At 74.2% G+C, this 13,968-nt stretch carries 14 protein-coding genes; 10 read left to right on the top strand and 4 right to left on the bottom strand.

All coding sequences use genetic code 11. From position 1 onward, the window contains the following. Positions 1–36 precede the first annotated feature (36 nt). Positions 37–324, top strand: coding sequence for a type II toxin-antitoxin system Phd/YefM family antitoxin (locus ACFOSY_RS22450; RefSeq protein WP_394309664.1), 288 nt, complete (start codon positions 37–39; stop codon positions 322–324). A 115-nt stretch (positions 325–439) separates the two neighbouring features. Here ACFOSY_RS22450 and ACFOSY_RS22445 read toward each other — a convergent pair whose 3' ends face one another. Continuing rightward, positions 440–1,441 carry an ABC transporter permease gene (locus tag ACFOSY_RS22445; RefSeq protein ID WP_394309662.1) on the bottom strand — a complete coding sequence of 334 codons (1,002 nt, stop codon included), beginning with the start codon at positions 1,439–1,441 and terminating at the stop codon, positions 440–442. Between the two features lie 104 nt (positions 1,442–1,545). Between ACFOSY_RS22445 and ACFOSY_RS22440 the strand changes: the two genes are divergently transcribed. From ACFOSY_RS22440 to ACFOSY_RS22405, 8 genes are all read left to right on the top strand, one after another. Then, positions 1,546–2,175, top strand: coding sequence for a TetR/AcrR family transcriptional regulator (locus ACFOSY_RS22440; protein ID WP_394309660.1), 630 nt, complete (start codon positions 1,546–1,548; stop codon positions 2,173–2,175). A gap of 134 nt (positions 2,176–2,309) precedes the next feature. Next, the gene (locus ACFOSY_RS22435; protein ID WP_394309892.1) at positions 2,310–2,612 is read left to right on the top strand and encodes an urease subunit gamma; all 303 of its coding nucleotides are present in this window, start codon (positions 2,310–2,312) and stop codon (positions 2,610–2,612) included. 13 nt (positions 2,613–2,625) lie between these two features. After that, entirely contained in the window at positions 2,626–2,937 is a 312-nt protein-coding gene (locus ACFOSY_RS22430) for an urease subunit beta (RefSeq protein ID WP_394309658.1), read from the top strand. Then, on the top strand, positions 2,930–4,651 hold the full coding sequence (locus ACFOSY_RS22425) for an urease subunit alpha (protein ID WP_394309656.1): 1,722 nt from the start codon (positions 2,930–2,932) through the stop codon (positions 4,649–4,651). Before ACFOSY_RS22430 ends, ACFOSY_RS22425 begins: the two co-directional genes overlap by 8 nt. After that, positions 4,651–5,325 (top strand): urease accessory protein UreF, encoded by a 675-nt coding sequence (locus ACFOSY_RS22420; protein WP_394309653.1) that lies wholly within the window; start codon positions 4,651–4,653, stop codon positions 5,323–5,325. The genes ACFOSY_RS22425 and ACFOSY_RS22420 overlap by 1 nt, the downstream gene beginning before the upstream one ends. 233 nt (positions 5,326–5,558) lie before the next feature. Then, on the top strand, positions 5,559–6,242 hold the full coding sequence (gene ureG, locus ACFOSY_RS22415; RefSeq protein ID WP_394309651.1) for an urease accessory protein UreG: 684 nt from the start codon (positions 5,559–5,561) through the stop codon (positions 6,240–6,242). Then, positions 6,230–7,030: an urease accessory protein UreD gene (locus ACFOSY_RS22410; RefSeq protein ID WP_394309890.1), complete on the top strand. Its 801-nt coding sequence runs from the start codon at positions 6,230–6,232 to the stop codon at positions 7,028–7,030. Before ureG ends, ACFOSY_RS22410 begins: the two co-directional genes overlap by 13 nt. A gap of 103 nt (positions 7,031–7,133) precedes the next feature. After that, on the top strand, positions 7,134–8,753 hold the full coding sequence (locus ACFOSY_RS22405; protein ID WP_394309649.1) for an alpha/beta hydrolase: 1,620 nt from the start codon (positions 7,134–7,136) through the stop codon (positions 8,751–8,753). Positions 8,754–8,815: 62 nt separating this feature from the next. Here ACFOSY_RS22405 and ACFOSY_RS22400 read toward each other — a convergent pair whose 3' ends face one another. Next, positions 8,816–9,541 (bottom strand): lysophospholipid acyltransferase family protein, encoded by a 726-nt coding sequence (locus ACFOSY_RS22400; RefSeq protein WP_394309888.1) that lies wholly within the window; start codon positions 9,539–9,541, stop codon positions 8,816–8,818. Between the two features lie 196 nt (positions 9,542–9,737). Here ACFOSY_RS22400 and ACFOSY_RS22395 point away from each other — a divergent pair, with 196 nt between their 5' ends. Continuing rightward, positions 9,738–10,193, top strand: a complete 456-nt coding sequence (locus tag ACFOSY_RS22395) for an RpiB/LacA/LacB family sugar-phosphate isomerase (protein ID WP_394309647.1) — start codon at positions 9,738–9,740, stop codon at positions 10,191–10,193. A 13-nt stretch (positions 10,194–10,206) separates the two neighbouring features. Here the strand turns inward: ACFOSY_RS22395 and ACFOSY_RS22390 are convergent, their stop codons facing one another. Together ACFOSY_RS22390 and ACFOSY_RS22385 are read right to left on the bottom strand one after the other, a co-directional pair. Further along, the gene (locus ACFOSY_RS22390) at positions 10,207–11,436 is read right to left on the bottom strand and encodes a PP2C family protein-serine/threonine phosphatase (protein ID WP_394309645.1); all 1,230 of its coding nucleotides are present in this window, start codon (positions 11,434–11,436) and stop codon (positions 10,207–10,209) included. 10 nt (positions 11,437–11,446) lie between these two features. After that, positions 11,447–13,912, bottom strand: a complete 2,466-nt coding sequence (locus ACFOSY_RS22385; protein WP_394309644.1) for a SpoIIE family protein phosphatase — start codon at positions 13,910–13,912, stop codon at positions 11,447–11,449. Positions 13,913–13,968 lie beyond the last annotated feature (56 nt).

Raw genomic sequence — 13,968 nt, 5'->3', positions numbered from 1 at the left:
AAATGTACAGGACGTACGTGCCGTTATGATGGCCGTATGGCTTACGAGATTCCGGTGACCCAGGCCAGGGCCGAGCTCGCCGACCTGATCAACCGCGTGGTGTACGGCGGTGAGCGGGTCGTCGTGACCCGGCACGGGAAGCCGCTCGTCGCCCTCGTTTCCGCCGATGACCTGCGACGACTCGACGAGATGAAGGACGTGCCGGAACCGGCGGAGGAGCCGGTGATCAGCACGGTGGCGGGGGTGCGTGAGGTGGCGTCCGCCCCTCGCGAACACCGCCGGTTCGGCATCGCGGCGGAACACCGGGGCCCGGCGCCCTCGTGACGCCGGCCGCGTCGGTCGCGCGGCCCCGCCGCCCGGTCACGCCCCTCGGCAGCACGGAACCGCGCACCCCCGTCCGCTACGGCGGGGGTGCGCGGTCGTTCCGTGTGGGGCCGGGTCAGCCGGCCATCGCCGGCTCGCGCTCGGGCGTCGTCGGCGCCGGCGCCTTGCGCCCGCGCACCGCGTGGCCCACCAGCACCGCGCCCAGGCCCAGGACCGCCCACCACGTCAGGGTGAGCGCGGGGCCGGTCGCCGCCGCTCCGTCGAAGTAGGAGACCGAGCGCAGCAGCGACACCCCCGCGCCCGGCGGCAGCCACTGGCCGATCGCCCCGGCCGGCTCGGGCAGCATCTCGGGGGCGGACGCGGCGCCCGAGAACGGGTTGCCGATCAGCATCATCAGCAGCGCGCCGAGCCCCAGGCCGGGCCGCCCGAACAGGGCCGCGAGGCCGGCGACCGCCCCACTCACGGCCAGTGTGGCCAGGGCGAACGTGCCCGCGACCGTCCACGGGTCGCCCGGCAGGGCGTCCAGCCAGCTGTGCGCGAGGGCGGCGGCGACCACGCCGACCAGCGTCGCCGAGCCGGCCAGGGCCAGCGCCGCGGTGAGGCCCCGCAGTCCGAGCAACGTCACCGCGACACCCGCGCCGATCCCGGCCAGCGCCAGCGGCAGCACGCTCGTGTTCAGCACCGCACCGCGCGGATCGCTCGCCGGGGCCGGCACCACGTCCTCGGCGGTGAACTCCTGACCGGAGGCCTCCGCCTGCTGCGTGACCGCCTGCTGGAGCAGCTGCGCCACCGCCGGGCTCGCCGCGGACGCGGTCAGCAGTTTCGGACCCTGCGGGGTGACCACCACGGCCCCGTACACCTCACGGTCCTCGATCGCGTCCCGCGCCTCGGCCTCGTCGGCGTACCGGTGGAGGTCGAACGCGCCCTCGCGCCGCTCCAGCTGCTGCGCGACCGGCGCCGTGGCGGCGGGCGGTCCCGCCACGCCGAGCGGCAGGTCGCGCGGCGCCGTGCGCGCCGCGGGCCAGGCGAAGGCCCACAGGGCCAGCGCCACCATGACCGGGATCAGCACCAGGACGGCCGCGACCCGACGGTGCGTCGGCAGGGACGTGGGGGGCATGAGGGGCTCCTCTAAAAAGAAGGATCGTTCGTTTTGGCCTCGCCCACACCGTCCCGCCATCCCGCTCCCTTGTCAAGAAGGAATGTTCGTTTTAGGTTGGCGACATGGCTCGCGTATCCCAGGAACACCTCGACGCCCGCCGTCGGCAGATCCTTGACGGCGCCGCGGTCTGCTTCGCGCGCAACGGTTTCCACGCCACGTCGATGCAGGACGTGCTCAAGGCGGCGGACCTCTCCGCCGGCGCCGTCTACCGCTACTTCAGCGGCAAGGAGGAGCTGATCGCGGCCATCGCCGCCGAGGTGCTCGAGACGGTGCGCGACACCCTGGAGAAGTCCGCCCGGGAGAACCCGCCGCCCACCCCCGACGTGCTGGTCCCGCGCGCCCTGGCGCAGATGCGGGAACTGCGGCCGGCGACCCTGGAGACGGGGGAGTGGCTGTTCCCGCGGCTGATGATCCAGGTGTGGACCGAGAGCACCCGCAGCCCGGCGCTGACGGCCGTGCTGGCCGAGGGGTACGCCATGATCCGCGAGGCGTGGGGCGGCATGGCGCGGAGCTACCAGGACGCCGGACTGCTGCCCGAGGACGCCGACGTGGACGCGATGGCCCGCGCGATGATCGCGCTCGTGCAGGGATTCGCCGCCCAGATGGCCCTGTTCGGCGACATCCCGCCGCAGGCGCTCGCCGACGGCACGCGGGCCCTGATGGCGACACGCCGCGCGGCCGACGGCGCCTGAGCGGGCCGCCGCACGGTTAACGTCCTCGAAACGCCGCCCGGCTAGCCTCCGGGTCCACGCCACCGGGGATCCCTCCCGGGGCCGCGGCCACCGGGCCCCGCACGGCCCGGAGCGAGGACGGTGAGGTGGATGCCGTGCAACTGACCCCGCACGAGCAGGAGAGGCTGCTGATCCATGTGGCGGCCGACGTGGCCGCCAAGCGCCGGGAACGCGGTCTGAGGCTCAACCACCCCGAGGCCGTCGCGCTCATCACCTCGCACATCCTCGAGGGCGCCCGCGACGGCCGCACCGTCGCCGAACTGATGGCGTCCGGACGGAAGGTGCTGACCAGGGACGACGTCATGGACGGGGTCCCCGCGATGATCCCCGACGTCCAGGTGGAGGCCACCTTCCCGGACGGCACCAAGCTCGTCACCGTCCACGACCCCATCGTCTGACGGGAGGAGCGCCGTGACACCCGGAGAGATCCTGTTCGCCGAGACTCCGATCGTCTACAACGAGGGCCGCGAAACCACCCGGCTGACCGTCCTCAACGCGGCCGACCGGCCCGTCCAGGTCGGCTCGCACTACCACTTCGCCGAGGCCAACCCGGGCCTGGAGTTCGACCGGGCCGCGGCCCGCGGCAAGCGCCTCGACGTCCCCGCCGGCACCGCCGTGCGGTTCGAGCCCGGCATCCCCGTCGAGGTGGGCCTGGTGCCGCTGGCCGGGGCGCGGATCGTGCCCGGACTGCGCGGGGAGACGAAAGGCGCGCTCGATGCCTGAGATCTCCCGCGAGGCGTACGCCGACCTGTACGGACCGACCACCGGCGACCGGATCCGGCTCGCCGACACCGATCTGCTCGTCGAGATCGAGGAGGACCGCTGCGGCGGCCCCGGACGCGCCGGTGACGAGGCGGTGTTCGGCGGCGGCAAGGTCATCCGCGAGTCGATGGGCCAGGCCACCGTCACCCGCGCCGACGGCGCCCCCGACACGGTGATCACCGGCGCGGTCGTCGTCGACCACTGGGGCGTGGTCAAGGCCGACGTCGGCATCCGCGACGGCCGGATCACCGGCATCGGGAAGGCCGGCAACCCCGACACCATGGACGGCGTCCACCCGGAGCTGGTGATCGGCCCCGAGACCGAGGTCGTCGCGGGCAACGGGCGGATCCTGACCGCCGGGGCGATCGACGCGCACGTGCACTTCGTCTGCCCGCAGATCGCCGACGAGGCGCTGGCCTCCGGCGTCACCACGCTGGTCGGCGGCGGCACCGGACCCGCCGAGGGCTCCAAGGCGACCACCGTCACGCCCGGCCCCTGGCACCTGGCGCGGATGCTGGAGGCGATGGAGGCGTACCCGCTGAACATCGGGCTGCTCGGCAAGGGCAACACGGTGTCGCAGGACGCCCTGTTGTCGCAGATCCGGGGCGGCGCGGTCGGGCTGAAGCTGCACGAGGACTGGGGATCGACCCCGGCCGTCGTCGACGCCGCGCTGACCGCGGCCGACCGCACCGGCGTCCAGGTCGCCATCCACACCGACACCCTCAACGAGGCCGGGTTCGTGAGCGACACGCTCGCCGCGATCGCCGGGCGCGGCATCCACGCCTACCACACCGAGGGCGCGGGCGGCGGGCACGCGCCGGACATCATGACGGTCGTCTCCCAGCCGCACGTCCTGCCCAGCTCCACCAACCCGACCCGGCCGTTCACCGTCAACACCGTCGAGGAGCACCTCGACATGCTGATGGTGTGCCACCACCTCAATCCCGCCGTGCCCGAGGACCTCGCGTTCGCGGAGTCGCGGATCCGGCCGTCCACCATCGGCGCGGAGGACGTGCTGCACGACCTCGGGGCCATCTCGGTCATCTCCTCCGACTCCCAGGCGATGGGCCGGGCCGGCGAGGTGATCATGCGGACCTGGCAGACGGCCCACGTGATGAAGCGCAGGCGCGGCCCGCTGCCCGGCGACGGACGGGCCGACAACCACCGGGTGCGTCGCTATGTCGCCAAGTACACCGTCAACCCGGCGGTGGCGCAGGGCGTGGCGGGCGAGATCGGCTCCGTGGAGAGCGGCAAGCTGGCCGATCTCGTGCTGTGGGAGCCGAAGTTCTTCGGCGTGAAGCCCTTCCTCGTCCTCAAGGGCGGGCAGATCGCCTACGCGCAGATGGGGGACGCCAACGCGTCCATCCCGACCCCGCAGCCGGTGCTGCCCCGGCCCATGTTCGGCGCGACCGGGCGGGCGCCGGCGGCCAACTCGGTCAACTTCGTCGCGCAGGCGGCCCTCGACGCGGGCCTGCCCGACCGGCTGAGCCTCGGCAAACGGTGGGCGGTCATCGACTCGACGCGCGCGGTGACCAAGGCGGACATGCGGGAGAACGACGCCCTGCCGGACGTACGGATCGACCCCGACAGCTTCGCCGTACGCATCGACGGGGAACTGGTCGAGGCGACACCGGCCGCGGAACTCCCCCTCGCCCAGCGCTACTTCCTCTTCTGATGTCCAGGGCGGCGCTGCTCGTCCTGGCCGACGGCCGCTTCCCCGCCGGCGGGCACGCCCACTCCGGCGGGGCGGAGGCCGCCGTCCACGCCGGGCGGATCACCGGGACGGAGACCCTGGAGGACTTCTGCCGGGGGCGGCTGCACACCACGGGGCTGGTGTCGGCCGCGCTGGCCGCCTCCGCCGCGCTGGGCGTGGACCCGGCCGCCCTGGACGCGGCGGCCGACGCCCGCACGCCCTCACCCGCACTGCGCGCGGCGGCGCGCAAGCTGGGCCGCCAGCTGCTGCGCGCCGCCCGCGCCACCTGGCCCGACGCCGAACTCGACGCCCTGGCACGGCGGTTCCCGAAGGGCGCGCACCAGCCGGTGGTGCTGGGGGTGGCCGCCCGGGCGGCGGGCCTCGGCCCGGAGGACGCGGCGCACTGCGCGCTGTACGAGAGCGTGGGCGGTCCCGCGACCGCGACGGTACGGCTGCTGAGCCTCGACCCGTTCGACGCGACGGCGGTCCTCGCCCGCCTGGCCCGGGAGGCCGACCGCGTGGCGAAAGCGGCCGTACGCGCGGCCCACCGGGCCACGACCGAAGGCACCGACACGCTCCCCGCGGCGTCGGCGCCCCTGCTGGAGCTCCACGCCGAGGCGCATGCGGCCCGCGCGGGACGCCTGTTCGCGTCGTGACCGCCACCTGGGTCCCGGCCCGGCTCCCGCTCCGCCGGCATCACCGGCGCCCGTCGGCCCGCCGGGCCCGCGGGCTCGGTCCGCCGCCGGGTGCGGGGCCGCGAGGGCCGTTCGCGCTGTTCCCCGCGCCCCTGAGGGAGTCGCCCGCCCCGGCGACCGCCCGCCCGGTGGCCCCGTCCCCGTCCGACAACTCCCGCCCCCTTTCGACCGCCCCGCGCCCCCGGAGGTGCCCCATGCATCGTGACCACATCGACCCCCACCCCGGGCCCGCCGTCATGGGCGCCGATGCCCGGCGGCCGGACGGAACGCGCCGTGCCCTGCGGATCGGGCTCGGCGGGCCCGTCGGGTCCGGGAAGACCGCGACCGTCGCCGCGCTCTGCCGGGCGCTGCGCGACGAGGTGTCCCTGGCCGTCGTGACCAACGACATCTACACCCGTGAGGACGCCGAGTATTTGCTCCGTGAGGCGGTGCTGCCCCCCGAGCGCATCACCGCGGTCGAGACGGGCGCCTGCCCGCACACCGCGATCCGGGACGACATCTCCGCGAACCTCGAGGCGGTGGAGGACCTGGAGGACTCCGTCGGCCCGCTGGACCTCGTCCTCGTCGAGTCCGGCGGGGACAACCTCACCGCGACCTTCTCCAGGGGGCTCGTCGACGCGCAGGTCTTCGTGATCGACGTGGCCGGCGGGGACGACGTCCCGCGCAAGGGCGGCCCCGGCGTGACCACCGCCGACCTGCTGGTCGTGAACAAGACCGACCTCGCCCCGTACGTCGGTTCGGACCTCGGCCGGATGGCGGTCGACGCCAAGGCGCAACGGGGCGACCGGCCCGTGGTGTTCCAGTCGCTGCGCGAGGACGCGGGGGTCGCGGCGGTGGCGTCGTGGGTGCGGGGGCGGCTCGCCGCCTGGGCGTCGTGAACACCGCGGGCGTCCGGGCGGAGGCGCAGATCCGCGCCCGCGCGGACGGCCGGGGCGGCACCGCTCTGCCCGTGCTGGAGGGCCAAGCCCCGCTCGCCGTGCGGCGGACGCGGGGGAGCGGCACGACGGCGCATGTCACGCTCGTCGGCGCGATGAGCGGCCCGCACGGCGGGGACCACTTCACGCTCCGCGCCGACGTCGGCGCGGGCGCCCGGCTGCGGGTCGGGTCGGCCGCCGCCACGCTCGCCCTGCCGGGCCAGCACGGGGGACAGGCGCGCCAGGACGTGCGGATCACCGTCGCCGCCGGGGGCGAACTGCACTGGCTGCCCGAGCCGTTGATCTCCGTGACGGGCAGCGAGCTGGCCGTGCGCACCCGCGTCGATCTGGAGCCCGGCGCCCGGCTGGTCCTCCGCGAGGAACTGGTGCTGGGGCGGACCGGGGAGGGGCCCGGACGGCTCACCTCCCGGCTGACCGTGCGTGTCGACGGGCGCCCCGTCCTCGACCAGGAACTCGACTGCGGCCCCGGCGCCCCCGGCGGCTGGGACGGCCCCGCGGTGCTGGGCGGGCACCGTGCCGTCGGACAACTCGTCGTCTGCGAACCGGAGTTCGCGGAGAAGCCGGTCACGCCCGACGCGTCGGCCGAGGGCGTCGCCGTCCTCCCTCTGGCCGGACCGGCCGTCCTGGTCAGCGCCCTGGCGCCGGACGCCCTGCGGCTGCGCCGGCTCCTGGACCGCGCGCCCGCCTCCTTCACCCCGGCGCCCGTCTCCTTCGGCACCGCGTCCGCATGACGTAACCCCCACGTCCGCTTATCGGATTGGCAAAGAAGGGGCGTCCCCTCTGTCGCCCGTGACCTCCGGGGGGCGAGGATCCTCCCCCGTACGCATCGAAACCATGTACGGGGAGGCCCCCTTGAGGGACAGCAGACCGAAGAGGCGGGTGGCGGCGCTCGGTTCGGCCGGCGCGCTCGTCACGGCCGCACTCATAGCCGGCGCCGTCGCGGCGCCCACCGCGAGCGCGACGGCGGAGACACGCCACGGCAAGGACCGTGAGGCCAAGGGCGTGGCCGTCGCCGCCGCCCGGGCCGCCAAGGCGGGCATCGACTGGCAGGACTGCCCCGCCGACTGGAACCTGCCGGGGCCCATCCAGTGCGGCTGGGTCTCCGTGCCGCTGGACTACGCCCGGCCGAACGGCAAGCAGATCAAGCTCGCCGTCGACCGCGTCGCGAGCACCGGCACGCGGGCCGAACGGCAGGGCGCGCTGCTGTACAACCCGGGCGGCCCCGGCGGCTCCGGCCTGCGCTTCCCGGCCCGGGTCACCTCGAAGAGCCCCGTGTGGGCCAACACCGCCAAGGCGTACGACTTCGTCGGCTTCGACCCGCGCGGCGTGGGGAAGTCCGCGCCCATCTCCTGCGCCGACCCGCAGGAGTTCGTCAAGGCGCCCAAGGCGGACCCGGTGCCGCGCACCGAGGCCGACAAGCGGGCACAGCGCAAGCTCGCCCGTGAGTACGCCGAGGGCTGCCTGGAGCGCAGCGGCACGATGCTGCCCCACATGACCACCCCGAACACCGCGCGCGACCTCGACGTCATCCGCGCCGCGCTCGGCGAGAAGAAGCTCAACTACCTGGGCGTCTCCTACGGCACGTACCTCGGCGCCGTCTACGCCACCCTCTTCCCGGACCACGTCCGCCGCATGGTCGTGGACAGCGTGGTCAACCCGTCCCGCCTGAAGATCTGGTACCAGGCCAACCTGGACCAGGACGTGGCCTTCGAGACCCGCTGGCAGGACTGGCAGGACTGGGTCGCGCGCAACGACGCCGCCTACCACCTCGGCACCACCCGCGCCGCCGTCCAGGAGCAGTGGCTGAAGCTGCGCGCCGCCGCCGCGAACGAGCCGTTCGGCGGTGTCGTCGGCCCCGCCGAGCTGATCGGCTTCTTCCAGAGCGCCCCGTACTACGACTCCGCGTGGGCCCCGGTCGCCGAGGTGTTCAGCGAGGCCGCCGCCGGTAACACCCAGGCGCTGGTCGACGCCGCCGCCCCGGACCTGTCCGACACGGCGGGCAACGCGGCCTCGGAGAACGGCAACGCCGTCTACACCGCGGTGGAGTGCACCGACGCCAAGTGGCCCACCGACTGGCGCACCTGGGACCGCGACACCACCCGGCTGCACCGCGACCACCCGTTCCTGACCTGGGCCAACACCTGGATGAACCTGCCCTGCGCCACTTGGCCGACGGCCCAGCGCACGCCCGTCGACGTGAAGACGGGCAAGGGCCTGCCGCCGGTGCTGATCGTCCAGTCCGAACGCGACGCGGCCACCCCGTACGGCGGCGCCGTCGAGCTGCACAAGCGGCTCAAGGGCTCCCGTCTGGTCACCGAGCGGGACGCCGGCTCCCACGGCGTCACCGGTCTGGTCAACCCGTGCGTCAACGACCGGGTCGACACCTACCTGCTCACCGGGAAGCTGGACCGCTCCGACGTGACCTGCGCCCCGCACGCCACGCCGAAGCCGTAACCGCACGACACGGAAGAGGGGCGGCCGGAACGCACCGGCCGCCCCTCGCCCGTGTCCGCGCCTCAGCGCAGCGGCATGCGCGGCGCCCGCCGCTTCTCCTCCGCCTTGCGCTCGGCCTCCGCGGCCTTCACGTCGGCCGCGTACCGGTCGACGTACTCCTGCTCGGAGAGCGAGAGGATGGCGTACATGATCTCGTCCGTGACGGCGCGCAGGACCGCCTTCTCGTTCTCCATGCCCGCGTAGCGCGAGAAGTCCAGGGGCTCGCCGAAGCGGATCACCACCGGGTGGATGCGGGGGATCTTCCGGCCGGGCGGCTGCGCCTCGAACGTGCCGATCATCGCGCAGGGGACCACCGGGACGCCCGCCTTGAGGGCCATCACCGCCACACCGACCTTGCCCTTGTAGAGGCGGCCGTCGTGCGAGCGCGTGCCCTCCGGGTAGATGCCGAGCAGTTCGTCCTTGCTCAGCACCCCGAGCCCCTCACGGATCGCCGCCTGCCCGGCCTCCTTGCCGGAGCGGTCGACGGGAATCTGGCCGGCGCTGTGGAAGAAGAACGCCGTCAGCCGTCCCTTGAGGCCGGGACCGGTGAAGTACTCGGCCTTGGCGAGGAAGGTGATGCGCCGCTTCAGCACGGCCGGCATCAGGAAGTGGTCCGAGAACGACAGATGGTTCCCCGCCACGATCGCGGCGCCGGAGGACGGGACGTTCGCCAGGCCCTCGATCCGGGGCCGGAAGACCAGTCTGAGCAGCGGGCCCAACAGCACGTATTTGAGCAGGTAGTAGAACAAAAGCACGCTCCTCGACTCTGGGAAACGACGGGATCGCCGCGTTCCAGCAGGTCATCCGGCACGTCGTGAACTGCCAGTCTAGGACCGGGTGACGGGCCGGGCACCAGGTTCGACGGGAACCGGAACCCACCGCACCGGACAGCCGGCCGCACGCCACGCGACCGTCGCCCGCACCCCGACCCGTACCCTCGACGGTATGCGGATCTCCGTCTCCTCCGACATGGACGAACCCGTCGCCCGAGCCCTGGTCGACGCACTGCGCGAGCGCGGCCACGAGGTGCGTGCCCACGGCGCCCTGAGCCCCGGGGACGACCCGCAGTGGGCCGCCTGCTCCGAGGCCGCCGCCCGTGACGTCGCCGACGGAAGGGCCGACCAGGCGGTGGTGTGCTGCTGGACCGGGACCGGCGCCTCGATCGCCGCCAACAAGGTGCCCGGCGTACGGGCCGCCCTGTGCGCCGACGCGTACACCGCCGACGGCGCCCGCCGCTGGAACGACGCCAACGTGCTGGCGCTGAGCCTGCGGCTCACCTCCGTCCCGCTGCTCCAGGAGATCCTCGACGCCTGGTTCGCCGCCCGCCCCAGCGACGACCCCGAGGACCGGGCCAGCGTGGAGCGCACGGCACACCTGGACCGGGAGCGCACCGGCGCCTGACGGCCGGTGCCCCTCACAGCCGCACGACGACCAGCGCCGTGTCGTCCGTGGCGCCGCCCGGCGGCAGCAGTTCCCGCAGCACGGTGTCCGCCAGCGGCTCGGGGTCCAGTTCACGGTGGTGGCTCAGGGACTCCGCGAGCCGCCGCAGCCCGACGTCGATGTCCTCCCGCCGCCGCTCGATCAGCCCGTCCGTGTAGAGCACGAGGGTGGCTCCCGGCGAGAAGGCGACCGACGCCTCCGGCCGCGGCCTCGGTTCGGGACGGGCGTCCAGCGGCGGGTCCGTCGCCCGGTCGAGGAACTCCACCCGGCCGTCGTGGTGCAGCAGCACCGGCGGCGGATGGCCGGCGCTGCTGTAGGTGATGACGTGCCGGTCGAAGTCGATGAACGTGGTCACCACCGTCGCCGACTCCGCGCCGTCCACCACGTTCGCGTACCGGCCCAGCACGTTCAGCGCCTGACCGGGACCGTCCGCCACCCGGGACGTGGCGCTCAGCGCGCTGCGCAACTGGCCCATCACCCCGGCCGCCTCCAGGCCGTGCCCCACCACGTCGCCCACCGACACGCCGATGCGGTGCCCGCCCACCAGGTCGACCAGGTCGTACCAGTCCCCGCACACGTTCAGCGCGCCCACCGCCGGGCGGTAGCGCACCGCGGTCCGGCTGTAACCCACCTGCTGTTTCGCCGGCAGCATCGCCTTCTGCAGCACCAGGGCCACCTCACGCTCCCGGGCGTGCGCCTCACGCAGCCGGGTGTTGAGCTCCTGGAGCTCCCGGGCGCGCGTGTACAGCTCGGCCTCCAGCACCCGACCCGCGGTGTCGCCGCCGAGACTCCGGGCCCGCACGAACTCGGTCACCTCCTCGACCCGGTGCACGATCAGGCGGACCCGCCCGTCCGGTCCAAGGACGGGGCAGTTCACCGGGGACCAGTAGTGCTCCTGCCAGTCGCCCGAGTGCTCGGGGCTCTCGATGTCGTAGCGCTGCAGGGGCATCGCGTCCCGCTCGCCGGTGGCCAGCACCCGCAGCAGCGAGGCCCGCAGATGGTGCGAGTTCTTCGCGTCGGGCGCGTTCACCGACTCCGGGAACACGTCGAACACGTAGCGGCCGATCAGCGACTGGCGCGGACGTCCGGTACCTCGCACGTACGCCTCGTTGACGGCGGCGAACACCAGGTCAGGGGTCAGCAGCGCCACCATCCCCGGCAGCGCCTGGTACACATCCTCGTAGTCGATCGACGTCCGTGCCATGGTCCCCGCCTCACTCCCGGGGTGTCGTCAGCGGCTGCTCCGCCCAGATGATCTTCCCGTCGGGCACGAACCGGGTGCCCCAGCGCTCGGCGAGCTGCGACACCAGAAGCAGTCCGCGGCCGCCCTCGTCCATCGCGCGCGGATGCCGCAGATGAGGGGCGCTCGCGCCGCCGTCGAGCACCTCGCACACCAGCGTGCGCTCCCGGATCAGCCGCAGCCGCACCCGCCCGGAGGCATGCCGGATCGCGTTCGTCACCAGCTCGCTCACCAGCAGCTCCGTGGTGAACATCTGCTCCTCGTCGAAGCCCCAGCGCGACAGCTGGTCCTGGGCCGTCCGGCGGGCGTCGGCCACCACCGCCGGGTCCGGCGGCAGTTCCCACGCCGCGATCTGCTCCGGCGCGAGCCGCCTGGTCCGCGCCATCAGCAGCGCCACGTCGTCCTCCGGGCGGGCCGGGACCAGCGCGTCGACCACCGCCTGGCAGCTGGGCCGCAACGCGCGCTCCGTTCCCTGAAGCGCCTGCCGCAGCCGCTCCCGGCCGGCCTCGTCCGTGCCGTCGTCGCCGTGCGCCAGCAGTCCGTCCGTGTGCAGGACCAGCGTGCTGCCCTCTGCCAGGGACAGCTCCACCGCCTCGAACGGCGGACCGCCCACCCCGAGCGGCGGCCCCTGCGGCAGGTCCACGAAGCCGACCGCGCCGTCCGGCGCTACCACCGCCGGCGCGGGATGACCCGCGGCGGCCATCGTGCACCGCCCGTCCGCCGGGTCGTACACCACGTACACGCAGCCCGAGCCGACCGAGTTGCCCCGCGCACCCCCGCCGTCCCCGTCGTCCCCGCCGCCGTCCTCACCCGCCGAGCGGGAGGCCAGGTCGTCGAGGTGCGCCAGCACCTCCTCGGGCGGCAGGTCGATCGCGGCCAGCGTGCGCACCGCCGTGCGCAGCCGCCCCATCGCCGCGGCGGCGTCGATGCCGTGCCCGGGCACCTCGCCCACCACCAGCGCGACCCGGGCGCCGGACAGCGGGATCACGTCGTACCAGTCGCCGCCCAGGCCGGTCAGCTCGTCGGCGGGCCGGTAACAGGCGGCCACCTCGACGGCGTCCTGGTCGGGCAGCCGGCGCGGCAGCAGGCTGCGCTGGAGCACCAGCGCGGCGTCCCGCTCGCGGGTGTAGCGGCGGGCGTTGTCCACGCAGACGGCGGCGCGCGAGACCAGGTCCTCGGCCAGGTGCAGGTCGTCCGCGTCGAAGGAGCTCTGCCGACGGCGGAAGAACGTGGTGAGCCCCAGGGTGATGCCGCGGGCCCGGATCGGGACGATCATCACGCTCTGCAGGCCCAGCTCCAGGAACGTGGACTCCCGGCCGCCCGGCGCGCCCACGGCCCACTCCAGGGCCAGCGGGTCGAGCTGCTCCTGCCGCCAGGATTGGCCCGTGGCCAGGCACCGCACGGGCGGGGAGTCCGCCAGGTAGGCGACGACCGCGCCGCTGTCCACGACCGTCCGCGGCAGGTCCTCGTACAGGGAACGGTGGCCCGCGCGGCGCAGCGGCACCCGCTCGGATCCGGCGAGCGGCTGCGGCACCGGCTCGGCGCCCTTCAGCACCGTCTCCAGCAGGTCCACGGTGACGAAGTCGGCCAGCCCGGGGACGGCGACGTCCGCCAGCTCCTGCGCGGTGGTCATCACGTCGAGGGTGCGGCCGATGTGCTCGCCGGCCCGGTCGAGCAGGGCGAGGCGCTGCCGCGCGCGGTGCCCGTCGGTGACGTCCACCACGGTGTAGTACACGCCCGTCGGCTCGCCCCGGTCGTTCTCGAGGCGGGTGAACGACACCATGTGCGCGGTCTCCCGCAGGGGCGCCGACCGCACCCGGCCGACGGACTCGTAGCCGACCACCTGCTCGCCGGTCTCCAGCACGTGCCGCATCCGCTGCTCGGCGGACGCGCTGTCCAAGCCCGGCTGGACCTCCGCGACCCGCAGGCCCAGTCGGCTCCGGGCCGGACCGCCGCCGAACTGCTCCAGGGCCGCGTTGGACCACACGTAGCGCAGGTCCGTGTCGACGATGGCGATACCGATGGGATTCCCCGCGACGATCTGCTCCAGCACGTCGCGGCTCATGTCCCACCCCTGCGCGGTGTCCCCCAGCTCCGACAGGAGCACCAGCACCGCCGGGCGGCCCTGCGGTGCCGTGGTCGGGGCGACACGCACCGCCACCGGCACCGGACGCCCGTCCCGGTGGCGGGCGGTCATCAGTCCCGACCAGTCGCTCCCGGTGCGGCACCGGGCGAGCACGTCGTCCATCCGCTCGGCGTCGCCGGTCTCCAGCAGGTCGGCGAGCTTCCGGCCCACCGCCTCCGCCGCGCCGTGGCCGAGCAGCCGCTCCGCGTGCACCGTCCAGCCCGTCACCAGGCCGTGCGGGTCGAGCAGCAGGGGCGCGGCGTCGGCCACGTCGAACCCCTGCCGGGCTCCTCCCTGCTCCTTGTGTCCGCCCACGGACGGCCTCTCTGTCGCCGAGAGTGTTCTGACACCTTATGTCCCCATTAGTCCCC

It is taken from the genome of Streptomyces lusitanus (assembly GCF_042647945.1).
Classification (GTDB): domain Bacteria; phylum Actinomycetota; class Actinomycetes; order Streptomycetales; family Streptomycetaceae; genus Streptomyces; species Streptomyces pseudogriseolus.
Note: the sequence above shows the minus strand (reverse complement) of the source record. Positions and strands in the feature narration are given on the sequence as shown.